The organism is Mesorhizobium sp. WSM4312 (genome assembly GCF_002294875.1).
Lineage (GTDB): Bacteria > Pseudomonadota > Alphaproteobacteria > Rhizobiales > Rhizobiaceae > Mesorhizobium.
Genome location: NZ_NSFU01000009.1, coordinates 108,699 through 133,880 on the forward strand (window position 1 = coordinate 108,699; position 25,182 = coordinate 133,880).

The following is a 25,182-nucleotide window of genomic DNA, read 5'->3' on the forward strand; positions in this document are numbered from 1 at the left end:
ATCGGTTGTAGGCTAGATCGACCGATTTTGGATCGCAATTGGTTTTTGGGGTCCCCGCTTGCAAAACAGGATCAGTTCGCTGATAAAAGACCGCTTGCCATTTGCAATCAGTTGAAGACGTACTCATGATCACGGTGTTCGGGGAAGGCAGAGGCTTTCGGGTTGTCTGGCTGCTGGAGGAGATGGGGCTCGCTTACCGGTTGCGGCCCGTGGACCTGGCGGCCGGCGTCCAGGACGACACGGAGTTCATGGCCATCAACCCTGGCGGGTTCATCCCGGCTATTCGGGACGGCGACGTCGTCATGGTCGAGTCGATTGCGATCATGGAATACTTGATGGCGCGTTATGGGCCGACGCCGCTGGCGCCAGGCGCGCAAGATCCTGTATTCCCCGCGTACCAGCAGTTCCTCCACCTCGGCGAAGCCGGCCTCGCGGCCCCCATTTATTTCGTCGGCGGCGCCCGCAATTTTGCACCCGAGGTGGAGCGAAGGAACTGGAGCGCCCGCCAGGCTCTCCGCGTGTTCCAGACCCGGCTGGGACTGGTGAGCCGGCAGCTGGCGCTTTCGCCATATCTGGCCGGCGACAGGTTCACCGCCGCCGACATCTCGGCTTACTACGCATTACAGCTGGCCCGCGGATTTGGCGGAGTCGCCCTCGGTGCCGCCGAGCTAACCTATATGGCCCGGCTCAGCGAACGCGATGCCTTCGGGCGGGCGATGGAAAGCTGTCAGGCCACGCGGGCGTGGGTCGAGGCGTCCGCCAAAGCGTGCCGCGCCTGAACGGATTCATGCCTCGCGCTTTAGCCTGTTGTCGTCCCATTTGGAGTCGTAGCCGGTCTGATTTGCCACGCCCAGGGCGGCACCATCCCAAAGACTCGCCCGGCCGGAAATAGATCGTGCCGGTGGTGCACTGCACCGGTATCGGTTTCTGAACGTCGTCACCGGGGGTATTGACGATGAAATAAAATTTGGATTTGATAATACGTGGATACAAAAATATTTTTTAGGTGCGCCGTGCCAGCAGCCTTTCCGGCAGAACCACAGATGTCCTCCACTGCGGAGGAAGAGGCGTACAGGCACGTTCAGAGAGCCCTTCGCCTCGGCCGCTACAAACCGGGCGACAGGCTTATTCCGGAGGAGATTGCCGCCGAGATCGGCATGAGTCGCATGCCGGTGCGGGAAGCCTTTCGGCGCCTGGCCTCCGACGGGCTGGTGGTTCTGAGGCCCAATCGTGGATGCGTGGTCGCAGGCCTGACGGTCGATGAGCTTTACGAGATTTTCGAAATTCGCTCGGTTCTGGAGGGACTGGCCGTAAGGCTGGCGATGCCCCGGATCGATGAGGAGGAGTTCGAGGAACTCGATCGCCTGCTCGAGCGCATGGAACGCGCGGGCCAGAGCGGCAGCAGCGACTGGGTGGTCCGCCACCAGGAATTCCATGGCCGTATCTGTGCGCTAAGCCGGAGGCCCAAGCTTATCCATCAGATATCGGCGCTGCATGTGGTGATAGAGCCCTACATGCGCATCTGGTTCGACGACTGTGACAAGCCGCATTCTGCGCGCGAGGAGCATGCCGCCGTGATCGCGGCCTTGCGTTCAGGCGACGAACTTCACGCGGAAAAGGTGATGCAGGATCATATTCTCAGCACAGCACCGATGCTGGCCGAGTTCGTGAGTCCGAGCCGGTGACGAACGCCGGCCGGACAAGAATGGCCTCGAACCGGCAATGCGGCCGGACGTAGGAACAGATCGATCACCTATCAAAAAAGGGGAACCACATGAAAGTTTGTCGTTTGGCCGCAGTTGCCGCAGCACTCAGCATGCTCGGCTTCATGCACACCGCATTGGCCGAGGATGCGCCCAAGGCCATAACCATCGCCACGGAGGGCGCCTACGCACCGTGGAACTTCACCAACGCAGAGGGCAAGCTCGACGGACTGGAGATCGAACTCGCCAACAATCTTTGCGAGCGGATGAAGGTCAAATGCACCATCATCGCTCAGGACTGGGACGGACTTATTCCTTCGCTGAAGGTCGGCAAGTTCGATGTGATCATGGCCAGCATGTTCATCACGCCGAAACGCCTCGAGACCATTGACTTCACCCAGCCTTATGCGATCGACCCGGGCGGGTTCGCAGCCGCCAAGGATAGCGATCTGGGGAAGCTCGGCGCTTCGACCGAGAAATTCAAACTAGACGATGAGGCTGCTTCTAAGGCCGCGGTCGACAAGTTGAAGCCCCTGCTGAAGGGCAAGGTGGTCGGTGTCCAGGCGGCCACGGCCATGCTCGAATTCCTCAAGAAATACTTCGGCGACACGGTGGAGATTCGCGAATACAAGACGACCGAGCAGCACGATCTCGATCTGGCCGCGGGCCGCATCGATGCAATATTCGCTCAGAAGACAGCGCTCGCCGCGACGCTCGCAAAACCCGAATTCTCGGGCTTCACGATTGCAGGTCCGGGCTTTGTCGGCGGCTTGTTCGGCGCCGGAACGGGTGCGGGACTCAGGAAGGAAGACGCCAAGCTCAAGGAAATGCTGAACGACGCGATCAGCGCCGCCATTGCCGACGGGACCATTAAACGTATCTCGGAAAAATGGGTGAAAACGGACGTGACGCCGGTCAAGTAGCCACGTGTGTATTCTGTCCGGCCGATTGGTATCAACCGATCGGCCGGGTGCCGCCCTGAACGATCAGGTTTCACATGACGGACGCACTCCATATCCTTTCCGTGGGTAAGGGCGGCTGGGGCGGAGCCCTGCTGCTGGCAGCTGGCGTGACATTTGCGCTGTCAGTCCTCGGCTTCCTGCTCGGCGCTCTCTTCGGCGCGGTTGCAGCAGCAGGCCGGCTCTCCACGAGAGCTTTACCGTCATGGGTCGCCAAGGGCTATGGCACGGTGTTCAGGGGTGTGCCCGATCTGTTGACGATCTACCTGCTTTACTATGGCGGCAGCATAGCATTGACTGAGATCGGTAAATTCTTCGGCAGCGCAGGCTTCGTCGGGCTGCCGACATTTGCGACTGGCGTCCTGGCGATCGGCATCATTTCGGGCGCCTATCAAGCCGAGGTCTATCGCGGAGCATATCTCGCCGTCGATCTCGGCCAGCTTGAGGCTAGCAAGGCGCTCGGCCTGTCCCGGTTCCAATCGCTGCGTCTCGTCATCGTGCCTCAACTGATGCGGCACGCCCTGCCGGGCCTCGGAAATGTCTGGCAGCTTGTGCTCAAGGATTCGGCCTTGATCTCCGTGATCGGCTTGGTGGAATTGATGCGGCAATCTCAAATCGGCGCGGGATCGATGCGGGAGCCCTTCGTCTTCTATATAGCAGCCGCGACGCTGTATTTCCTCATCGCTACCGTGACCGGATCGGTCTTCCGCTACGGCGAGGCACGGGCGCGGCGAGGCACGGTCCACGCATGATCGACTTCGCCTTCTTTGTCGAGATCATTCCCACCCTTCTCTCCGGCTTGCCGTTAACCTTGCAACTTGCGGGGTTGTCGATCGGAATAGGCTTCGCCTTGGCCCTGTTGCTCGCGCTGGCGCAGCAGGGAAATCATCGGATGCTGGTCTGGCCCATACGCTCCTTCGTTGCCGTCTTCCGCGGCACGCCATTGCTCGTCCAGATATTCCTCATCTATTACGGCCTCGGCCAGTTCCGCCCCACACTTCAGGCAGTTGGGCTCTGGTGGCTGTTTCGCGAGCCCTATTGGTGCGCCATCATCGCGCTCAGTCTCAATACCGCGGCCTATGGCAGCGAAATCCTGCGGGGTGCGATACAGGGTGTGCCGCGCGGCCTTGTCGAGGCGGCCTCTGCCTTTGGCATGACACGGCTCCAGACCCTGCGTCTCGTCGTTCTGCCTTTGGCGCTGCGCCAAGCCATACCGAGCTACAGCAACGAGATCATCCTCATGGTAAAGGGTACGTCGCTTGCATCGATCGTCACCCTGATGGAAGTGACGGGCATCGCCCAGGGGCTTATTTCGCAGACCTATCGCGCCGTAGAGGTTTTCGTGGCCGCGGGCACGATCTATCTCACCATCAATTTCACGATCATCTCGGCACTGAACGCGCTGGAAATCTGGCTAACGCCTTATCGAGGCCGAGCCTGATAGGCGTCTGGCGTAACGAGGAGAATTGGCAAAATGAGCAGTGTCGAGAAGCCGAAGCGATCCGTTGCCGTGTCGTGTTACGCCATGGCGGCAACGTCGCATCCATCAGACCAAGGGATACAAAGACAGAATGCGTGATTTCCAGTTTCCCGGCCGCTCGCCGGTTCGTGCCACGCAAGCGGTTGCCGCGACCTCGCACCCGCTTGCGACCCTTGCCGCGATCGACATGCTGCGCGCCGGCGGCAATGCCATGGACGCAGCCGTCTGCGCCGCCGCCGTGCAGGGCGTCGTCGAGCCGCAATCGACCGGCATCGGCGGCGATTGCTTTGTCCTCTACTGCCCGAAGGGACAAGGCGACGTGCTGGCCTTCAACGGTTCGGGCCGCGCGCCCGCCAAGGCGACTGTCGACTGGTACCTCGACAAGGGTTTCAACGAACTTCCGAAACAGGGACCGCACGCGGTGACCGTGCCGGGCGCCGTCGATGCCTGGAGCCGTCTGTTGGAAGACCATGGCCGCAAGAGCCTGGCCGAAGTTCTGGCGCCCGCCATCCACTATGCCGAGAACGGCTATGTCGTGCATGACCGCGTCGCCTTCGACTGGGCCGATCCGGAGACCGACCTGTCGGCCGACGAGCATGCCGCGCGCATCTTCCTGCCGGGCGGCCAGGCGCCGAAGGCCGGCGATGTCCACCGCCAACCGGAACTCGCCGCCACCTTGCGGGTGATCGCAAAGCAGGGCCGCGCCGGCTTCTACGAGGGCGCCGTTGCCGACGACATGGTGCGCCGGCTCAATGAACTGGGCGGGCTGCATAGCCACGAGGATTTCGCGGCGACCAAAGGCGACTATGTGACGCCGGTCGGGACCACCTATGGCGGCTATGAGATCCACCAGATGCCGCCGAACAATCAGGGGCTGACGGCGCTGCTCATGCTGAACGTGCTGTCGGGCTTCAAGCTCGGCGGGCTCGACCCCAACGGCGCCGAGCGCCTGCATCTGGAGATCGAAGCCGGACGCCTGGCCTATCAGGACCGCGATCGCTTCGTCGCCGACCAGGACCAGGTTGATGTGCCGGTGCGGCAACTTCTGTCCGGCGCCTATGCCGACCGGCTGCGCGCCGAAATCCACCGCGACCGCGCCATGACGCGTCTGCCGCGCCTGGAGCTGCCCGGCAGCGACACGGTCTATATCTCGATCGTCGACCGCGACCGCAACGCGGTCTCCTTCATCAACTCGACCTACTATTCCTTCGGCAGCGGCGTCGTCGGCCCGAAGACCGGTGTCGTGCTGCAGAACCGTGGCTCGAGCTTCCGCCTCGACCCGGCGCACCCGAACGCGATCGCGCCCGGCAAGCGGCCGATGCACACGATCATGCCTGGCATGGCGACGAAAGACGGCCGCGTGGTGATGCCGTTCGGCGTCATGGGCGGCGGCTACCAGCCTTTCGGCCATGTCCATCTTTTGACCAACATGATCGACTTCGGCATGGATCCGCAGCAAGCGCTGGATGCGCCGCGTGTGTTCTACAATGATGATACCGTGGAGGCTGAGCGCAACGTTCCCGCCGAGACGATCGAAGGCTTGCGCAAGCGCGGCCATTGCGTCGTCGAACCGCAGCATCCGCTTGGCGGCGGGCAGGCGGTGCTGATCGACTGGGAGAAAGGCACGCTCACCGGCGCCTCCGATCCGCGCAAGGATGGGATGGCGCTGGGATATTGAGGTGATTCGGGGATTGGAGAACCGGCTTCCGGTCGTGGACAATTGTCCGGGGTCGGAACCATTCCCAGGGCTTTCTAGAAGCAGTCGTTTGAAACATAGTCGATGACCATGAGCACGAATTCAAAAGACCTCTCCCATCGTCTCGCCGCCGGCGCTGATGACGCGCCGGCGATCCTGGCGCCCGACAGGGCGACGCTCAGCCATGGCGGGCTGCGCCGCCTGATCGCAATTACGGCCGAGCGGCTGCATGCGCTCGGCATCGGCCGGGGCGACCGGGTGGCGATCGTGCTGCCGAACGGACCGGAGATGGCCACCGCCTTCGTCGCAGTGGCCGCCGCCGCGTCGACGGCGCCGCTCAATCCCGCCTATCGTGCCGACGAGCTCGATTTTTACCTCACCGACATCGGCGCCAAGGCGATCCTCGTCGCGCAAAACGAGAGCGGTCCGGCGGTGGCGGTTGCCGAACGTCTCGGCATCGGCGTGCTGCGGCTATCGTTTCGCCGGGCATGCCCGCCGGCTCCTTCACCATCGAGGGCGCGGCGATCGGTCCGCAGGCTGCGCCCGACATGGCAGGGGATAGCGACATCGCGCTGCTGCTGCACACGTCAGGCACGACATCGCGCCCCAAGCTGGTACCGCTCAGCCATGCCAACATCGCCGCCTCGGCGCGCCATATCGGCGCCACGCTCGGCCTGGGCGCCGATGACCGCTGCCTCAACATCATGCCGCTGTTCCACATCCACGGCCTGATCGCGGCGGTGCTGTCGTCGCTGGCAGCGGGCGGCAGCATCTACTGCACGCCGGGTTTCAACGCGCTGCGCTTCTTCCAGTGGCTGGGCGATGCCAAGCCAAGCTGGTACACGGCGGTGCCAACCATGCACCAGGCGATCCTGCCGCGGGCCGCGCGCAATGAAGAGGTGCTGGCCGCGGCACGCCTGCGCTTCATCCGCTCGTCCTCGGCGTCGCTGCCGGCGCAAGTGATGGCGGAACTGGAAGCGACCTTCGGCTGCCCGGTGATCGAATCCTACGGGATGACCGAGGCCGCCCACCAGATGGCGTCGAACCGGCTGCCACCGGGCCTGCGCAAGCCAGGCAGCGTCGGCGCCGGCGCCGGACCGGAGGTCGCGGTGATGGCGCCGGACGGGCGGCTGATGGAAGCCGGCGAGACCGGCGAGATCGTCATTCGCGGACCCAATGTCACCGCAGGCTATGAAAAGAACCCGGATGCCAATGCCACGGCCTTCGCGCATGGCTGGTTCCACACCGGCGACCAGGGCGTGCTCGACGAGGACTTCTATCTCCGCGTCACCGGCCGGCTGAAGGAGATCATCAACCGCGGCGGCGAAAAGATCTCGCCGCTCGAGGTCGACGACGTGCTGATGGACCATCCTGCGGTCGCGCAGGTCGTCACGTTCGCCATGCCGCATGACAAGCTTGGCGAGGAGGTGGCGGCGGCCGTGGTGCTGCGCGAAGGCATGAGCGCCACGGAGAGCGACATCCGCAGCCATGCCGCGACGCGGCTCGCCGACTTCAAGGTGCCGCGCAAGGTCCTGATCCTGGACGAGATCCCCAAGGGCGCGACCGGCAAGCTGCAGCGCATCGGGCTCGCCGCCAAACTCGGGCTTTGACGATGAAGATCACCATTTTCGGCGCCGGTGCGATCGGCGGCTATCTCGCCGCCAAGCTGGCGATCGCCGGCCGCACCGACCTGTCGATCGTCGCGCGCGGCGCGCATCTGGAAGCGATCCGGGCGAACGGACTGCGCCTGTTCGAGGACGGCGAGGAGTTGGTGGCGCCGGTAAGAGCCGCCGCCAGGGCCGAGGAGCTCGGCGTGCAGGACACTGTCGTGTTGGCGCTGAAAGCCCATTCGCTGACCCCGGCGCTGGACCAGATCGCGCCGCTGCTCGGGGACCATACATCCGTCGTCACCATGCAGAACGGCGTGCCGTGGTGGTATTTCCATCAACTGGGCGGGCCGCTCGAAGGCACAAGGCTGAACGCGGTCGATCCCGCAGGGGCGATCTGGCAGCGGATCGGGCCGGAGCGCGTCATCGGCTCGGTCGTCTATCCCGCCGTCGAGGTCGACGCGCCCGGCCTCATCCGCCATGTCGAGGGCAAGCGCTTCTCGCTCGGCGAACCCTCGGGCGAACGCAGCGAACGGGTGACGCGACTGGCGGAGGAAATGGTCAAGGCCGGCCTGCAGGCGCCGGTGCGCGACGACATACGCAGCGAAATCTGGGTGAAGCTGTGGGGCAATCTCTCCTTCAACCCGATCTCGGCGCTGACCGGCTCCACGCTGGCGGGAATCGTCGCCGACGAAGGCACCCGCGCGCTTGCCCGCACCATGATGCTGGAAGCCCAGGCGATCGGCGAAAGCCTCGGCGTGCGCTTTCCGATCGGGGTCGACCGCCGCATCAAGGGCGCCGGCGATGTCGGCGAGCACAAGACCTCGATGCTGCAGGACCTGGAACGCGGCCGACCGATGGAAATCGACGCGCTGGTGAGCGCGGTGCAGGAGCTTGGCCGGCTGACGGACAAGCCGACGCCAACCATAGATGCGGTGTCGGCACTGGTGCGCCGGCTGGCGGTGGAGCGCAGGTGTTACGGGTGATGGGGGCACGGCGGGCCAAACCTTGACGCGTTCGCGGCCTGCCCAACATATCGTGGGCGCCCTTGTTGCCGATCCAGAGGACGTGCCGAAACAGAGAGACCCTGACCCGCATCCAGCCTTTGGTTTCAAGGAACCGCCTCCATGCTCCGACATGCCTGCTTCCTCGGAATTTTAGCCATGACAACGGCTCATCCCGCGATGGCACAGACCGATGATGAAATGAGGGCGTGCGTCAGCCAGTCCGGCGGCTACACGGGGAAAATGCTGGATTGCGGGAAAGTCGAGATCGACAAGTACGATGCCAGGTTGAACGCCGCTTACAACACCTTGATGCGTCGTGAGCATGGCCCTCAACGTGCCCGGTTGCAGCGCGAGCAGCGCGCTTGGCTGAAACATCATCTGCGGGAAACGCACCGTCTTGCCGCCGATCCCGACAACGGAGAAGCCGCCTTCTTCACATCTCAAGGGTTTGAACTGGACGATCTGAGCGCGCGCACCGCCGAACTCGAAAAGCGTGTGCAGCAAAGCCCGTAGCCACTCAAACGGGTTATCGTTGGCCGGCGCCCTGGCGCGGCCCGATCAATCGCGCCCGGTCGATCTGGGACTGATCAGTGCTTGCCCTATCGTTTGAGAAGCCGTGCATAAAGTTCGCCGACAATGCCGCGCCGGAAGACCAGCACGCACACCATGAAGATCAGCCCGGTGGCGATGGTCACCGGGAAACCGGAGGTGGCAAGCGTGTTCTCCAGCCCGACGACGAGGCTGGCGCCGACGATCGGCCCGACCATGGTGCCGATACCGCCCAGAAGCGTCATCAGGATCACCTCGCCCGACATCTGCCAGGTGACGTCGGTGAGCGTGGCGAACTGGAAGACGATCGCCTTGAGGGAGCCTGCCAGCCCGGCCAGCGCCGCCGACATGACGAAGGCCCCGAGCTTGTAGTTGGCGACGGAATAGCCCAGCGAAATGGCGCGGCTCTCGTTCTCCCGGATCGAGCGCAGGATCATGCCGAAGGGTGAATTGACGATGCGCCAGATGGCGAAAACGCCGATGAGGAATACCGCGAGCACGAAGTAGTACATGTTCAGCGAGACGTTCAGGTCGAGGACGCCGAACAGCATGCCGCGCGGCACGCCCTGAATGCCGTCCTCGCCCTCGGTGAAAGGCGCTTGCACGCAGAAGAAGAAGAACATCTGCGACAGCGCCAGGGTGATCATGGCGAAATAGATGCCTTGCCGGCGAATGGCGAAGAAGCCCATGACCAGGCCGAGCAGCGCGCCGCCCGCCATGCCGAGCAGGATGCCGGCTTCCGGCGGCCAGCCCCACACCTTGACGGCATGCGCGGTGAAATAGGCGGCGCCGCCAAAGAAGGTGGCGTGGCCGAACGACAGCAGGCCGGTGTAGCCGAGCAGGAGATTGAACGCGCAGGCCAGCAGCGCGAAACACAGCATCTTCATCAGGAAGATCGGATAAACCAGGAAGGGCGCAACCAGCAGCGCCGCTATGGCGAGCCCGACCAGCGTCCATTCGGGCCATGCCGGGGTTCCGGCTGCTGTCTCGCGAGGCGACGGCCCGGCCATGTCAGATGTCCCTTCCGACATGTCAGGCATCCCTCCCGAACAGACCGGCCGGCCGGACCAGAAGCACGATCGCCATGATGACGAAGACCACGAGGTTGGAGGCCTCGGGATAGAAGACCTTGGTCAGGCCCTCGGCGAGGCCGAGCATGTAGCCGGTGACGATCGCGCCAAGAATCGACCCCATGCCGCCGATCACGACGACCGCGAAGACGACGATGATGAGATCCGATCCCATCAGCGGGCTCACCTGATAGACCGGGGCGGCCAGAATGCCGGCAAGCCCGGCAAGGGCGGAACCGAGACCGTAGGTCAGCGTCAGCAGCAACGGCACGTTGACGCCGAAGGCCTGGACGAGACGGGGATTCTCGGTTGCCGCGCGCAGATAGGAGCCGAGCCTGGTCTTCTCGATCAGCGCCCAGGTTCCGAAGCAGACGATCAGCGAGGCGACCACGACCCAGCCGCGATAGTTGGGCAGGAACATGAAGCCGAGATTGGTGCCGCCCGCAAGCAGCGGCGGCACGGCGTAAGGGTTTCCCGACACGCCGTAGTAATAGCGGAATATGCCTTCGAGCACGAGCGCGAGACCGAAGGTGAAAAGCAGGCCGTAGAGCGGATCGGTGTCGTAAAGCCGCGACAGCGCCAGGCGCTCGACCGCGATGCCGAAGAGGCCGACGATCGGCGGCGCGAGGATCAGCGCGGGCCAGTAGCCGATGCCGAGATAGGTGAGCAGCAGGTAGCCGACGAAGGCGCCGAGCATATACTGGGCGCCATGGGCGAAATTGATGACGCGCAGCAAGCCGAAAATGACGGCCAGCCCCAGGCTCAGCATGGCGTAGAAGGAGCCGTTGATCAGCCCCACCAGCAATTGGCCAAGCAGTGCCTGGACGGGGATTCCGAAGATCATCGTCATGGCGTCCTCATACACCCAGAACGTCGTGGAGCTGCCCCATGCGGTTCGTCAGTTCGCCGACCGGGAACCCGGCGACGACCTTGCCGTGCTCCATCAGGTAGAAGCGATCGGCGACACGGCTGGCGAAGCGGAAATTCTGCTCGACCAGCAGGATCGTCATGCCGCGCTTCTTCAACGTCACCAGCAACTCGCCGATGCGCTGCACGATGACGGGAGCCAGGCCCTCGGTCGGCTCGTCGAGAAGCAGCATCTTGACGCCGGTTCGCAGCATGCGGGCGATCGCCAGCATCTGCTGTTCGCCGCCCGACAGCCTCGTGCCGGGACTGTTGCGGCGCTCCTTCAGATTGGGGAAGAGGTCGAATATCTCCGCGACGCTCATGCCGCCCTCGGCGACGACCGGCGGCAGCACCAGATTCTCGTCGACCGTCAGCGTCGCGAAAATGCCGCGCTCCTCCGGCACGAAGCCGATGCCTTGATGCGCGGTGCGGTGCAGCGGCAGGCGCATCAGATCCGCGCCGTCGAAAACGACCTCGCCGGTCCGCGTGCGGATCAGCCCCATGATGGCGCGCAGCGTCGTCGTCTTGCCGACGCCGTTGCGGCCGAGCAGCGTGACCGTCTCGCCGGCAAACACCTCCAGATCGACGCCGTGCAGCGCATGGCCCTCGCCATACCAGGCGTTGAGGCCGCGGACCGCAAGCAGGGGGGCGGCACTAGTCATCTGCGGTGCCCATATAAGCGACCTTCACCCGCTCGTCGCGGCTGACCGTCGCGTAGTCGCCGGCCGCCAGCACCTCGCCGCGCTGCATGACGGTTATCCAGTCGCAGAGATCGGCGACAACAGTCAGGTTGTGCTCGACCATCAGCACCGCGCGCTCGCTCGCCACCGAACGGATGAGGTCGGAAACCATGGCCACGTCCTCATGCCCCATGCCGGCCATCGGCTCGTCCAACAGCAGCACCTTCGGGTCGAGGGCCAGGGTCGTGGCGATCTCCAGCGCGCGCTTCCTTCCATAGGACAGATCGCCGGCCAGCCTGTTCCTGGCGTCGTCGAGACCAACGGCGTGCAACAGTTCGACGGCTCGCGGCGTCAACCGATCGAGCGCTGCCAGGGAACGCCAGAACTGGACGCCGAGCCCACCCGGCCGCTGCAATGCGACGCGCACATTGTCCAGCACGCTGAGATGCGGAAAGATCGCCGATATCTGGAACGAGCGTACCAGCCCCATGCGCGCCACCCTTGCCGGTGGCGTGCGGGTGATGTCGTGGCCGAGCAGTTCGATCCTGCCGCTGGTCGGCGCCAGGAACTTGGTGAGCAGGTTGAAGACAGTCGTCTTGCCGGCGCCGTTAGGCCCGATCAGCGCATGGATGTTGCGATGGCGGACATCGAGGTCGACATTCCTGACGGCGACGAAGCCGGCAAAATCGCGCCGCAGCCCGCGGGCGGAGAGCACCACCGGCGGCTCGTTGGCGTTGAGATCAGACGGCGCCACGGGCCGCACCGATCACTGGGCCGCGGTTGGACAGCCGCTTTCCTTCTCGCTCAGGAAGGCTTGGTTGCCGGGGATGGTTGCGAGATATTTGTAATAATCCCAGTCCTTGGTGCTCTCGCCGGGCGCCTTGACCTGGTAGAGATACATGTCGTGGACCATGTTGCCGTCCGCCTGCACCTTGCCGTTGGTCGTCACGGCGTCGTCAACCGGCATCGAATGCAATTGCTTGGCGACGGCCTCGGTCGCGTCGGTGCCGGCCTTGTCGATCGCCTTCAGATACTGCGTCACCGCCGAATAGGTCGCGGCCTGGACCATGTTCGGCATGCGGTTGGTGCGTTTGAAAAAGCGCTGTCCGAATTTGCGGCTCTTGTCGTCGCGATCCCAGTAATAGCCCTCGGTCAGCACGACTCCTTGCGCGGCCTGAAGGCCCAGCCCATGCACCTCGGCCAGCGTGAACAGAAGCGCGGCAAGGCGCTGGCCGCCCTGGACGATGCCGAATTCGGCCGCCTGCTTGATGGAGTTGGAGGTGTCGAGGCCGGCATTGGCCAGCCCGACGACCTTGGCGCCCGACGACTGCGCCTGCAGCAGGAAGGATGAATAATCGGTTGACCCCAGGGGATAACGCACTTCGCCAAGCACCTTGCCGCCGTGGCTCTCGACGAATTTGGCGGTCTGCTCCTTGAGCGAATAGCCGAACGCATAGTCGACGGTGACGAAGAACCAGCTGTCGCCGCCCTGCTGCACGAGGGAGCCCCCGGTTCCCACCGCCTGCGAATGGGTGTCATAGGCCCAGTGGAAGCCGTAGGGCGAGCATTGCTTGCCGGTGAGATCGGTGGTTGCCGCGCCGGTAACGATGTCGATCTTCTTCTTTTCCTTGGAGATCCCCTGGACGGCGAGCGCGACCGATGAGGTCGTCAGCTCCATGATGGCATCGACCTGTTCGGTGTCGTACCATTGCCGCGCGATGTTGGAGGCGATGTCAGGCTTGTTCTGGTGGTCGGCGCTGATGATCTCGATCGGCACGCCCTGTACCTTGCCGCCGAAGTCCTCGACCGCCATCTTGGCCGCCTCGACCGACCATTTGCCGCCGAAATCGGCATAGACGCCGGATTGATCATTGAGGATGCCGATCTTGACTTTTCCATCGGAAATTTCGGCGGCCGAGGCGGGGATAGCGGCCGCGGCAAGAAGCGCGGCGGAAACGAAATAGCATACCTTCATTATCGACTTCCTCCCATGATGAATCCGACCGTTCCCCCGGACGATCACCAGCAAGCGGTATTGAACATGAGCAAGATGGGGAATAACGGCAAGGGGCCGTTGCGGATTTCTGGTTCGAAGCAGCCCTTCCTCGCCGGGAGTTTACCGCCACGAGGGCAGCCAAGGCGACTGGCCATCACGCCAGCCGGAAACCTCGGAAGCAGCAAGACCATGTGAACCGTGACCGGCGGCCTGGCGAGACCGCGCGTCCATGCCCACGAACTTAGTCGGGAGTATTGACTCGACCACCGGAGTCACAGCGCTTAGATTGCGTACGGATCACTAGTCTTTCCACGGGGGAAGCCAACTGAGATATCAGGATGGCTTTGGCAATGAACAGGTCGATAACTGCCATTACTGTGACGCATAACAGCGCGCATACCGTGCGGGGCGCGCTCGCTCGCCTGCCTCCAGGGGTGGAGATCGTATGCGTCGACAATGCAAGTACCGACGATCTATCCACCGCGCTGTCCGGCCTTGCCATTCATCGTATCGACAATCCTGTAAACCTCGGCTTCGGGCGCGCCTGCAACATCGGGGCGGCTGCGGCGACGGGTGAGTATCTGCTGTTCGTCAACCCTGACGTGCGTCTTGGGACGGACGCCGTCGATGCGCTCATGCAGGCTGCTGAACGCTATCCAAATTGCAACGTCTTCGTGCCGCGCACCAATACGGTGGATGGCCGGCTCTGGTTTCGCGAGGAGAGCGAGATCGATCGTCTTTCAGGCATGTCTCTGCCCACACGCATCCGGCAGGTCTGGGGAGATTGTTGCGTCCGCTTCGTCAATGGCGGCGTGTTCATGATCAAACGAACGCTCTTCCTCGATACGGGCGGGTTTGACGAGGATATTTTCCTGTATTTCGAGGATGACGACCTTTCATATCGTCTGCTGCAGCGTGACGAGCCCATGATCCTTGTCAGTGGCGCGCATGCTGTCCACGACATTGGCACATCGGTTGCGCAATCAACCCGGGCGCGTATTTTCCGGTATCGCTCTAAGATGCGATCGGAGATCCACTTGCGCAAGAAATACGGCATCGCCTATAGCCCATTTGTGGACATACTCCGTTACTTGACGAAAATAGGCTTCTATTGCCTGACGCTTAATCGAAACAGATTGATCAATTCCCTGGGCCGGCTGATTGGCATATTCGACAGCATCCTTGACCGATCGCGCGCGAATCGGAACGGCGGCTATGTCGCCTGACGCTGCCGACACGAGCGTTGCCTTGCCTGATGTCCTGTCCCGCGAGCCGCGAAAAGGCGACAGCGTCGACCCAAGCAGTGCCGTGGGCGAAATCCACATCCACGCGCCGGGACGCTATGTCGTCGAGCTTTGGCCGACAGTGAGGTCGATGCCGTTTCTCCGGCTCGATGTTCGCCGCCCAGCACATGCGGACAGGGTCGTCTATGTGCCGGTCACCACGCGCACGTCCTATCTGCTCACAAGCAGCGAAGGCGGCCTGGGACTGCAATTTGATAGAGGCGACGTCGTCGCGGCGAGTGTTCGGCCCTTAGCCATCGGGGATATTGGCGCGCTGCTGCGTCGGCGTCGTCGCCATAAGCGATTTCAGCTGCCGCTCGGCGAAGGCCTGGTCTTGCAGCCTCTCTTGCACATCTCGGGACCGCAAGGGCGTGAATTGGCCCGCGCCCTCGGCAGTCTTGCCGGTTGGGGCTTTGGCCCTGCGAGCGACAATCTGCAGAAGACCCTGTTGCGGCACTTTGATGGTCCGCCAGCCGAGGCCCTCGAACGCCGGCCCACCGCCGAGCCGAAGATTGCCGTGGCGCTTCACCTGCATTACCCCGATCTCTGGCCCGAGTTCGAGGCGTTGCTGGAAGCGACCGGTCGTCAATTCCAGCTCTTTCTCACGCTGACCCGGCCTGACGCGGCACTCGCGCAACGCGTTCAGGCGAGATTTCCGGGTGCCGAGATCACGGTCTACGAAAATCGTGGCCGCGACGTCGGCCCCTTCATCCAATTGCTTCGCGAAGGAAAGTTCGATCCCTTCGATCTTATCTGCAAGCTGCATGGCAAGAAGTCGGGGCAGAGCGGGCCGCGCATGGTTCTCGGCGAGATCTGGCGCCAGGCGAGTGCGTTCGACCTGATCGGATCCCGCGGCGTGGTCGACCGCATCATCGCCAAGTTCGAACGTTCTCCCGACATCCAGATGATTGGATCCGGACGCTTTCGGATGCCCAATGAATGGAAGGGGGAGAAGGCTGCGTGGGGCGAGAACAGGGCGATGGCCCTCAATCTGCTGGAGGCAATGGGGATGCCCTCCAGTTCTCCCCTCGATTTCTTTGCCGGGACGATGTTCTGGGTTCGTCGCGACGCGCTGGAACCGCTGCGACGGCTCGATCTGCCCTTGGCAGCCTTTCCCGAGGAGACAGGCCAACAAGACGGCACATTGCAGCATGCCCTCGAGCGTGTTCTTGGAATGATCTGCACAAAGATCGGCGTTGCCTCGGATGGTGACATGACGACGGATTCCCGCGAGGCAGACCCGATTGGATAGATCCGAATTCTTGGTCTTGGTAAGATCGCTCACCAGCAGAAGCCGATGGAAGAGATTTCGCCTGCGGCAACGAATTCGAGCCAGCGGTCTGTTCGATGTGTCGTGGTATCTGGTTCAAAATCCGGATGTAGCCCGGAGCGGGAAAGATCCGATCCTGCATTACATCAGGCATGGTGTCGCGGAGTCGCGAAACCCGAGTCCGAACTTCGACAACGAATACTATCTGACGAAAAATCCCGACGTGGCTGCCGCCTCGATGAATCCGTTGGATCACTACATTCGTTTCGGCAAGATCGAGGGGCGCAGCCCCCGACGTGCTCCGGGCACAAATGCCGGCGCCATCCAGAGACCCGCCACCTACGTGCCGCGATCCAGCGAGAGGCGACCCGTCGCACTGAAGGCGCGCCTCATTGCCTTCTACCTACCACAGTTTCATCCGATTCCTGAAAATGACGCCTTTTGGGGAAAGGGTTTCACGGAATGGACGAATGTGACACGCGCGGCGCCGCAGTTCGATGATCATTATCAGCCCAGGCGGCCGGCGGACCTCGGCTTCTACGACCTGAGAGTGAAGGACATCCAGAAGGAACAGATCGAGATTGCCCTTCAGTACGGCGTCTCGGGGTTCTGTTTTCACTTCTACTGGTTCAACGGCAAGCGCGTCCTTGAGATGCCGATCAGGCAATTCGTCGAAAACGATGCGCACGAACTGGGCTTCTGCATCAATTGGGCAAATGAACCCTGGAGCCGCCGTTGGCATGGGCTCGAACAGGAGGTGCTGATTGCGCAATCGCATTCACCCGAGGACGACCTGGCCTTCATCGAATATGTATCCCGCTATTTTCGCGACCGGCGATACATCCGCATCGGCGGCAAGCCTCTTCTGATGATTTACCGGCCAGGATTGTTTCCGTCGGCCGCTGAAACAGCACAACGCTGGAGAGCCTATTGCCGGGAAGCCGGCATCGGCGAGATTTTTCTTGCCTACCCGCAGTCGTTCGACAAGGACGATCCCGCCGAATTCGGATTCGACGCCGCCGTCGAATTCCCACCGAATCTTGGGAAATTTCGCGAGATCAGCGGCAGAATTCCAACGCTCAAGAGCGGCTTCAGGGGAAAGATCTTCGACTGGACGGAGCTCCTCAAACGCAGCCGCGCCTACCCACAGGTTCCCTACACGCTGTTTCGCGGACTTTGCCCTTCCTGGGACAACACCGCACGGAGGATGGAGGCAGCCCACATTCTGGTGAACGCATCGCCGCCCCGCTACGCAGAATGGCTCGCCAACGCGGTCGCCGATACATGCGATCGTTTCGCCGATTTCGACAGCCGCCTGATCTTCGTCAATGCCTGGAACGAGTGGGCGGAGGGAGCCTATCTCGAGCCTGACGCCCGCTATGGCTACGCCTATCTGCAAGAGACGCGGAACGTCCTGTCGGCTCCGTCAGCGGCCGGCAAATTCCCCGGGGGCGCGTCCTGGCGCGTTCTGTTCGTTTCGCACGATGCGGCTCTCGGTGGGGCGCAGGCTTCGTTGATCGACATCGTCCAATGGCTGCAATCGCACACCGAGCTGGAGATCAAGGTGCTGTGCCTGGCAGGCGGTGAACGGCTCGAACAGTTTCGACGCATTGTCGATACCGCCCTTCTGGACGATCTGGTTTCGCCAACCGAGATGACCGCCACGAAGCTGGCCCGCATCGCCGATTGGTACGGTGGCAGACCGGACCTCATCTATTGCAACAGCCTGGCCACCGGCCGTGTGCATGCGCTGCTTGGGGAACTGGGCATTCCTATCCTGACGCATGCCAGGGAATTGGCAACGAGCGTCGCCCGATACGCCAAGGACGACATGGAGGATGTGGTTTCCCACACGCGGAGATTCGTTGCGTGTTCGCCAAGCGTCCGGGACTACCTGGTGGCCGAGCACAAGGTCGAAACGAACGCCATCGACGTCATTCCAAGCGCGGTTCCGCAGCCCGGCGCCGATCCCGGTCAGGAAACCCAGCGTCTTGAACGTCGCCGACTGGCCGGCTGGCCCGTGGACAAGACCATCGTCCTGGGATCCGGCCTCGCAATGCCATTCCGCAAGGGTGCCGACCTGTTTATCGAGGTGGCCCGAATTCTTCGGGCCCGTGGGGTCGAGGACTATCATTTCTACTGGCTCGGCTCGTTTCCGGAGCGGGAACGGGATGAAGCTCTCGGCACCTGGTCGCAGCACCTCGACAGGATGCGGGCGGACGGGTTGGACGAAAAAGTTACATTTCTGGGCGATGTCGACGATGTGCGCGGCTATCTTCGGGCTGCCGATCTGTTTCTTCTGACATCCCGCGAAGAGCCGTTCGGCCGCGTCATGCTGGAGGCGGCATTCGCCGAGTTGCCGGTAATCTGCTTCGCTGGCAGCGGCGGGGCGCCGGATTTCGTCGAGGACGATGCCGGCATCATCGTCGAACGGGCCGATCCGGCCGCGATGGCAGATGCCACGCTGAAACTGATCCGGAACCAGCCGTTGCGGACGAAGCTCGGCAGGCAGGCGGGCGCCAAGGCGCGGCGGCATTTTTCCACCGACCAGGTCTTTCCGCGCCTGCTGTCGACCATGCGGAAGGTTGCAGGCCAGCCGCCCGCTGTCCCGATCATCGTGCCGACTTAAATTATGCCCGCTACCTGTCCGCAGCGACGAGGTGGCCGTTGCCGACATCCTGCAGCGCCAGTTTCAGCGGCGCCTCGCCGATCCTGCGGGTGGCGCTCGGGATTTCCTGGTCGAGGCGGGCGAAGCGGCTTCTGCGCCGCGCTGGATCGGGCACCGGCACGGCTTCGATCAGCCGCCTGGTGTAGGGATGGCGCGGGTTGGAAAAGACCTGGTCGCGCGTGCCCATTTCGACGATCTGGCCGAGATACATGACAGCGACGCGGTCGGAGATGTTCTCGACCACCGCCATGTCATGCGAGATGAAGAGATAGGCGACGCCGAATTCGCGCTGCAATTCCTTCAACAAATCGAGCACGCGCGCCTGCACCGAGACGTCGAGCGCCGAAACGCTTTCGTCGGCGATGATCAGCTTCGGCCGCAAGGCGAGCGCGCGGGCAATGCAGACGCGCTGGCGCTGTCCGCCGGAGAATTCGTGCGGATAAAGCTCCATCTGATCGGCCGAGAGGCCGACGCGCTCGAACAGGGCCGCGACGCGCTGGCTGCGCTCTTCCCTGGAGGCGATGCCGTGGATCACCAGCGGCTCGGCGACGAGGTCGCCGACGCGCATGCGCGGATCGAGCGAGGCGAAAGGGTCCTGGAAAATCATCTGCACGTCGCGGCGCACCGCCTTGCGTTCGTCGCGGCCGAGGCCCGACAAATTGCGCCCGCCAACGATGATGTCGCCGCTGTAAGGTACCAGCCCGGCCAGCGCCTTGGCGGTGGTCGACTTGCCGCAGCCGGATTCACCGACCAGCGCCAGCGTCTCGTTGGGCGCGACCGAGAAGCTGACGCCCTCGACCGCATGAACCCGGCGGGTGACCCGGCCGAAGACGCCTCCGCGCAGGTCGAAGCGGACATGCAGGTCTTTGACCAAGGCGACGCTGGCTGGCGTTGCCGTCTCCACATGCCTTGATTTCTGCCGCCCGACGCCGCTGCCGATGCGCGGCACGGCGGCCAGCAGTTCGCGCGTATAGTCCGCCTGCGGCCGGGCGAAGATGTCCGGTGTCTTGCCCTCCTCGACCATGCGGCCATGCCGCATGATGATGACGCGATCGGCCATTTCGGCGACCACGCCCATGTCGTGGGTGATGAGGATGACGCTGGTGCCGTGCTGGCGCTGCAGGTCGCGCAGCAGTTCCAGCACCTCGCCCTGCACGGTGACGTCGAGGGCGGTCGTCGGCTCGTCGGCGATCAGTACGTCGGGCTCGAGCGCCAGGGCCATGGCGATCATCACCCGCTGGCGCATGCCGCCGGACAGCTCGTGCGGGAACTGAATTAGCCGGCTTTCGGCTTCCGAAATGCGCACCGCCTTCAGCGCCTCGATGGCGCGCTGGCGGGCTTCGGCCGGCGAGAGGCTGGTATGCGCCTCGATGGATTCGGTGAGCTGCCGGCCGATCGACAACACCGGATTGAGCGAGGTCATCGGCTCCTGGAAGATCATGGCGATGCGGTCGCCTCGAATGCGGCGCATCCGGCGCTCGTCGAGGTCAGCCAGGTCGGTATCGCCAAGTCGGATCTTTCCAGATGAAATGCGGGCGGCAGGCTGAGGCAGGAGCTGCATGATCGCCAGCGCGGTCATCGACTTTCCGGAGCCGGATTCGCCGGCGATGCAAAGCGTTTCGCCACGCGCCAGCGTCAGCGACAGGTTGGACACGACCTCGCGCTCGCCATCCTCGCCGCGCACGCTGACGGAGAGGTTGGCGATGTCGAGGATGGTCTTGGGGGCTGAGTTCATTGGGAGAGCAGGGTTCTGAGAGGTTTATTCGGGCACGCCCCCCACCCGGACCTTCGGTCCGTCCTCCCCACAAGGGGGCGGTAGGGCGCCAGCGCTTCACCCTCCCCCTTGTGGGGAGGGTCGCTGCGAAGCAGCGGCGTGGGGGTGCGGCGCCAACCTCGCGTCATTCAAACACGCAGCGCGGGAAGTAGAACGACACCACCCAGTTCGGCATGTCGACGATCTCGCTGATCCTGAGATCGCCGCACACCGAGGCGAGCATATAGGCCTCGACCGGGTCGATCTGGTAGCGCCCGGCAATCAGGTCGACCATCTGGGCAACCGCTTCCCTGGCGCCGGCCATCAGGTCGGGGCCGATACCCGTCGTCACTTCATAACCCTTGGCGTCGAGGTGACGCGTCACCGGGCCAGGGGTGGTGAAGCGCGGCGTCTTCAGCCTGGCATCCTTGAGCAGGTCGAGCTTGAGCACGACGTCCATCGGGCTTTCGATCGCCGTGCCGCAGACCTCGCCGTCGCCTTGCGCGGCGTGCGTATCGCCTACCGAGAACAGCGCGCCGGTCACCTCCACCGGCAGGTACAGTATGGTGCCGGCGGCGAGATCGCGGATATCGAGATTGCCGCCGACGCGCCGCGGCGGCACCACCGAGTGGAGGCCCATCTCGGCCGGCGCATTGCCGATGGTGCCGGCGAACGGCTTCAGCGGTACGCGGGCATTCTTGCCGAACAGCGCCGGCTCGAGCGAGGCGGCGTCGTATTTCCAGATGTTGAGCGCCGGCTCCTTGAAGTCGTCGGCGAGCAGGCCGAAGCCCGGAATGTTCCCCGTCCAGCCGAAGCCGGACGGTTTGAACAGCTCGATCGTCACCTTCAGCGCGTCACCGGGCTCGGCACCTTCGACGAAGATCGGCCCGGTCACCGGGTTGATGCCGGCGAAGTCCAGCTTGGCGATGTCGGCGACCGTGCTGTCGGGCTTCAGCTGGCCGCCGGCGGAATCCAGGCACTGGAACTCGATGGTCGATCCGGGCGCCACCCGCTCGGCCGGGGCAAAGGAATTGTCCCAGCCGAAATGGTGATGGCGCCCATGGATGGTGTAGTCGCAACTATTGCACATCTTTTACGTACACATTGTCATAGTTGATCGGGATATGGACCGGGTCGACATAAAGGTTGTCGGCACCGCCCATGCGGGCCGATTTCATGGTGAAGCGCTGCTCGTTGAACACCGGCGCCCAGGGTGCGTCCTCCATGATCTTGTCGTAGATGGCGCTCCACATCTTGCCGCGCTCCACGGCCTTGGCCGGGTCAACCACGGAGTCGGCCTCGGCCGCCTTGGCGTCGAGGTCCTTGTTGCAATACCACGACCAGTTCCAGCCGCCCGGTACCGCACCGGCGCAGCCGAGGATCGGGCCGTAGAAGTTGGACGGATCGGGGAAGTCGGCGATCCAGGCCATGCCGCCCGACCAGATCATCGGCGCGCCGGCCTTGTCGCCGCCGGCGGCGATGACGTTGGCCTGGGCGAGCGACTGGATGCTGGCCTTGATGCCGATCGCCGCCAGATCCTGCTGGATCGCCTGGGCGATGCGCGGGTTCGGGTCGGTGTTCATGGCGAACAATTGCGTGTCGAAGCCATCGGGATGGCCGGCCTCGGCCAGCAGTGCCTTGGCCTTGGCGACGTCATACGGGTAACCCTTGTACTCCTTGTCGTAGCCCGGCATCGATGGCGGCAGCGGCTGGTTGGCCGGCACGGCGCGGCCGTTGATGATCTGGATGACGCGCGCCTTGTTGATCGCCATGTTGACGGCCTGGCGCACCTTCACATTGTCGAACGGCGCCATGGTGGTGTTCATGGTGACATAGCCGGTGTGCAGCTGGCCGCCTTCGACGACGCGCGCCTTCTGCTCGGGATCGGCCATCACCTCCTGGAATTTTGCCGGCGGAATGCCGTCGCCGGGCACGTCGATCTCGCCCTTCTGCAAGCGCAGCAGCGCCACGATCGGCTCCTGGCCGATCTCGAAGGTGATCTTGTCGAGATGCGGCAGACCCTTGTGCCAGTAGTCCGCATTGCGCTCGAAGACGATGCGCTGGCCGAGCGTCCACTCGGCGAGCTTGAAGGCACCGGTGCCGACCGGATGCTTGCCGAAATCCGCGCCATATTTCTCGACCTCCTCCTTCGGCACGACATGCGAGAAGTTGATGGCCATCACATGCAGGAAGGTGGCGTCGGGGCGGGTCAGCTCGAACTTGACCGTATAGGGATCGACGACGGTGACGCCGGACAGGCTTTCGGCCTTGCCGGCGGCGACATCGTCATAGCCCTTGATCGAGCCGAAGAAGCCGGCGCCCGGGCTCTGCGTCTTCGGATTGGTGACGCGATCGAGCGAATATTTCACGTCGTCGGCGGTCATCTCGCGGCCATTGTGGAATTTCACGCCGTGCCGCAGCTTGAAGGTGAAGGTCTTGCCGTCTGGCGAGATCTCGTAACTTTCGGCAAGGTCGGGCTTGAGGTTGGTGGTGCCCGGTTCGTAGTCCATCAGGCCGTCGAACAGGCTCTTGATCATCGACCAGTTCTGCCAGTCATAGCCGATCGCCGGATCGAGGGTGGCGACATCGTCCTTGTAGGTGATCGTGATGGCGCCGCCCTGCTTGGCGTTGGGGTCGATCGTGTCCTCGGCGCGGGCGCTTGCCATGCCGAGCATCAGCGCCAGAGCCGATGCCGCCACGGTGGTGGCCAGAAATCTTTTCATTTGGTGTTCCCTTTCTCTGATTGTTTTCTTGGTTTCATCTGAGCTTGATGCGGGGGTCGATGAAGGGCGCGATGATGTCGGCCAAGAGGTTGCCGAGCACGATGGCGAAGGCCGAGACCAGCGTGACGCCCATGATGATGGGGATGTCGACGCGCTGGATTGCCTGCCAGGCGAGCTGACCGATGCCGGGCCAGCCGAACACGCTTTCGACGACGACGATGCCGCCCATGAAGATGCCGATATCGATGCCGATCATGGCGATGACCGGCAGGATGGCGTTGGGCAGCGCATGGCGGAAAATGATGGCGCCGCGCGCCAGGCCTTTCGCACGCGCGGTGCGCACATAATCCTGGCGCAGCACGTCGATCATCGACGAGCGCATCATGCGGGCGTACCAGCCGGCGCCGAGGATGCCCATGGTCAGCGACGGCAGCACCAGATGACGCCAGGTGCCGTAGCCGCCGATCGGAAACCAGCTCAACCTGACGGCAAAGACGTAAAGCAGCAAAAGCCCGACGACGAATTGCGGCGCCGAGACGCCGACGAAGGAGGCGACCATCAAGGTCTGGTCGGTCGCGGTCCCGCGCTTGACGGCGGCGATGAGGCCCATGCTCAGCCCGATCAGCAATTCGCACAGGATGGCACCGACCATCAAAAGCAGGCTGGCCGGCAGCCGCGAGACGATGAGTTCGGTGACTTCGGAGCGCTGGATGTAGGAGCGGCCGAGATCGCCGCTGACGAGCCTGGTCAGATAGTGCCAGTACTGGACGACAAAGGGCTGGTCGAGGCCGAGCTGCTGGCGGATGTTCTCGACCGTCTGCGGCGTGGCGCTGCGGCCGGCGATCTGGCGGACCGGGTCGGCGGGCAAGAGATAGAGCAGCGCGAAGGTGATCAGCGAAACACCAAGCAGGATGAGCAGCGACTGGATGAGGCGGCGGCCGAGGTAGGCGATCATGCCCGGCCCCTTTGCATCGGATCGAGGATGTCGCGGAGCGCGTCGCCGATCAGGTTGAAGGCGAGCGCCAGCGCCAGGATCGCGGCGCCGGGGAAGAACACCAGCCAGGGTGCGGCCTGGAAATAGGTCTGGTTCTCGAAGATGATGTTGCCCCAGGACGCCGTCGGCGGCTGCACGCCGATGCCAAGAAAGGAGAGCGTCGCTTCGAGCAGCACCGTCGTCGAAATGCCGAGCGTGCCCCAGACGATGATGGTCGGCAGGAGATGCGGCAGGATGTGGCGGAACAGGATGCGCGGCGCGCCGGCGCCGATGGTGCGCTCGGCGTCGATGAATTCGCGCTCTGCAAGCGAGGAGGTTTCGGTGTAGATGACGCGCGCGGTCTGCACCCAATTGACCAATGCGATGACCATGGCGACGATCCACAGGCTCGGTTGGAAAACCGCCGCCAGGCAGATGGCGAGCAGCAGCGCCGGAAACGCCATCATCAGATCGGTGAAACGCATCAGCGCACTGCCGATCCAGCCGCGGAAATAGCCGGCGGTGACGCCGACCAGTGTGCCGATGAACAGCGCCACCCCATTGGCGACGATACCGATGATCAGCGAGGTGCGGGCGCCATAGAGGATGCGGGTCAGAAGGTCTCGACCGAGCAGGTCGGTGCCGAGCCAGAATTTGGCATCCGGCGGCAGCGGCGAGCCCTCTATGGTCAGGCCGTCGAACATCTGCCCGTTGGGATCATAGCCGGTCAGCCACGGTGCCAGCACGGCGCCGGAGACGACAATGGCGACGATGACCAGGCCGAGCAGCGCCAGGCGACGTTTGACCAGCCGGCGCCAGACGCCGGCGCGCGGCTTGGCCGGCATGCGCGCCGTGGCCG

At 63.5% G+C, this 25,182-nt stretch carries 21 protein-coding genes and 1 pseudogene; 12 read left to right on the plus strand and 10 right to left on the minus strand.

Annotation, left to right across the window (positions count from 1 at the left end; all coding sequences use genetic code 11):
- The first annotated feature begins 125 nt into the window (after positions 1–125).
- The 9 genes and pseudogenes from CK228_RS16560 to CK228_RS16600 all read left to right on the plus strand — a co-directional run bounded on the left by CK228_RS16560 (position 126) and on the right by CK228_RS16600 (position 8,965).
- Positions 126–779, plus strand: a complete 654-nt coding sequence (locus CK228_RS16560) for a glutathione S-transferase family protein (protein ID WP_095788535.1) — start codon at positions 126–128, stop codon at positions 777–779.
- 264 nt (positions 780–1,043) lie between these two features.
- Positions 1,044–1,685, plus strand: coding sequence for a GntR family transcriptional regulator (locus tag CK228_RS16565; RefSeq protein WP_095773293.1), 642 nt, complete (start codon positions 1,044–1,046; stop codon positions 1,683–1,685).
- Between the two features lie 89 nt (positions 1,686–1,774).
- On the plus strand, positions 1,775–2,626 hold the full coding sequence (locus tag CK228_RS16570) for a transporter substrate-binding domain-containing protein (RefSeq protein ID WP_095788536.1): 852 nt from the start codon (positions 1,775–1,777) through the stop codon (positions 2,624–2,626).
- A gap of 74 nt (positions 2,627–2,700) precedes the next feature.
- Positions 2,701–3,414: an ABC transporter permease subunit gene (locus CK228_RS16575; RefSeq protein ID WP_095788537.1), complete on the plus strand. Its 714-nt coding sequence runs from the start codon at positions 2,701–2,703 to the stop codon at positions 3,412–3,414.
- Complete coding sequence (locus CK228_RS16580) at positions 3,411–4,103, plus strand: ABC transporter permease (protein ID WP_095788538.1); 693 nt, start codon at positions 3,411–3,413, stop codon at positions 4,101–4,103. Before CK228_RS16575 ends, CK228_RS16580 begins: the two co-directional genes overlap by 4 nt.
- A gap of 130 nt (positions 4,104–4,233) precedes the next feature.
- On the plus strand, positions 4,234–5,820 hold the full coding sequence (gene ggt / locus CK228_RS16585) for a gamma-glutamyltransferase (protein WP_095788539.1): 1,587 nt from the start codon (positions 4,234–4,236) through the stop codon (positions 5,818–5,820).
- Positions 5,821–5,922: 102 nt separating this feature from the next.
- Positions 5,923–7,448: pseudogene (locus tag CK228_RS16590) on the plus strand (acyl--CoA ligase).
- 2 nt (positions 7,449–7,450) lie between these two features.
- Positions 7,451–8,431, plus strand: a complete 981-nt coding sequence (locus CK228_RS16595) for a 2-dehydropantoate 2-reductase (protein WP_095788540.1) — start codon at positions 7,451–7,453, stop codon at positions 8,429–8,431.
- Positions 8,432–8,572: 141 nt separating this feature from the next.
- Positions 8,573–8,965: a lysozyme inhibitor LprI family protein gene (locus tag CK228_RS16600; protein WP_095788541.1), complete on the plus strand. Its 393-nt coding sequence runs from the start codon at positions 8,573–8,575 to the stop codon at positions 8,963–8,965.
- Positions 8,966–9,051: 86 nt separating this feature from the next.
- On the opposite strand, the gene CK228_RS16605 is transcribed toward CK228_RS16600, so the two are convergent.
- Genes CK228_RS16605 through CK228_RS16625 form a run of 5 tightly spaced genes read right to left on the minus strand, consistent with a single transcriptional unit; the run spans position 9,052 to position 13,632 of the window.
- Positions 9,052–10,011 (minus strand): branched-chain amino acid ABC transporter permease, encoded by a 960-nt coding sequence (locus tag CK228_RS16605; RefSeq protein ID WP_095788542.1) that lies wholly within the window; start codon positions 10,009–10,011, stop codon positions 9,052–9,054.
- Positions 10,012–10,033: 22 nt separating this feature from the next.
- Positions 10,034–10,921: a branched-chain amino acid ABC transporter permease gene (locus CK228_RS16610; RefSeq protein ID WP_095788679.1), complete on the minus strand. Its 888-nt coding sequence runs from the start codon at positions 10,919–10,921 to the stop codon at positions 10,034–10,036.
- A gap of 7 nt (positions 10,922–10,928) precedes the next feature.
- Positions 10,929–11,639 (minus strand): ABC transporter ATP-binding protein, encoded by a 711-nt coding sequence (locus CK228_RS16615; protein WP_064985307.1) that lies wholly within the window; start codon positions 11,637–11,639, stop codon positions 10,929–10,931.
- Complete coding sequence (locus CK228_RS16620) at positions 11,632–12,411, minus strand: ABC transporter ATP-binding protein (RefSeq protein ID WP_095788543.1); 780 nt, start codon at positions 12,409–12,411, stop codon at positions 11,632–11,634. Before CK228_RS16620 ends, CK228_RS16615 begins: the two co-directional genes overlap by 8 nt.
- A 12-nt stretch (positions 12,412–12,423) precedes the next feature.
- Entirely contained in the window at positions 12,424–13,632 is a 1,209-nt protein-coding gene (locus CK228_RS16625) for an ABC transporter substrate-binding protein (protein ID WP_095788544.1), read from the minus strand.
- Between the two features lie 371 nt (positions 13,633–14,003).
- Here CK228_RS16625 and CK228_RS16630 point away from each other — a divergent pair, with 371 nt between their 5' ends.
- From CK228_RS16630 to CK228_RS16640, 3 genes are read left to right on the plus strand one after another with little or no spacing between them, the layout of a single operon-like run.
- Complete coding sequence (locus CK228_RS16630) at positions 14,004–14,879, plus strand: glycosyltransferase family 2 protein (RefSeq protein ID WP_245438051.1); 876 nt, start codon at positions 14,004–14,006, stop codon at positions 14,877–14,879.
- Positions 14,880–14,901: 22 nt separating this feature from the next.
- Entirely contained in the window at positions 14,902–16,188 is a 1,287-nt protein-coding gene (locus CK228_RS16635) for a rhamnan synthesis F family protein (protein WP_179295945.1), read from the plus strand.
- A gap of 10 nt (positions 16,189–16,198) precedes the next feature.
- Positions 16,199–18,835, plus strand: coding sequence for a glycoside hydrolase family 99-like domain-containing protein (locus tag CK228_RS16640; protein WP_142876700.1), 2,637 nt, complete (start codon positions 16,199–16,201; stop codon positions 18,833–18,835).
- Positions 18,836–18,845: 10 nt separating this feature from the next.
- Here the strand turns inward: CK228_RS16640 and CK228_RS16645 are convergent, their stop codons facing one another.
- From CK228_RS16645 to CK228_RS16665, 5 genes are all read right to left on the minus strand, one after another.
- The gene (locus CK228_RS16645; RefSeq protein WP_095788548.1) at positions 18,846–20,609 is read right to left on the minus strand and encodes an ABC transporter ATP-binding protein; all 1,764 of its coding nucleotides are present in this window, start codon (positions 20,607–20,609) and stop codon (positions 18,846–18,848) included.
- 163 nt (positions 20,610–20,772) lie between these two features.
- On the minus strand, positions 20,773–21,717 hold the full coding sequence (locus tag CK228_RS16650; RefSeq protein ID WP_095788549.1) for an acetamidase/formamidase family protein: 945 nt from the start codon (positions 21,715–21,717) through the stop codon (positions 20,773–20,775).
- A complete protein-coding gene (locus tag CK228_RS16655; protein WP_095788550.1) occupies positions 21,707–23,350 on the minus strand; it encodes an ABC transporter substrate-binding protein in 1,644 nt (547 codons plus the stop codon). The genes CK228_RS16650 and CK228_RS16655 overlap by 11 nt, the downstream gene beginning before the upstream one ends.
- Positions 23,351–23,384: 34 nt before the next feature.
- On the minus strand, positions 23,385–24,305 hold the full coding sequence (locus CK228_RS16660) for an ABC transporter permease (protein WP_095773310.1): 921 nt from the start codon (positions 24,303–24,305) through the stop codon (positions 23,385–23,387).
- The gene (locus CK228_RS16665) at positions 24,302–25,168 is read right to left on the minus strand and encodes an ABC transporter permease (RefSeq protein ID WP_179295954.1); all 867 of its coding nucleotides are present in this window, start codon (positions 25,166–25,168) and stop codon (positions 24,302–24,304) included. Before CK228_RS16665 ends, CK228_RS16660 begins: the two co-directional genes overlap by 4 nt.
- Positions 25,169–25,182 lie beyond the last annotated feature (14 nt).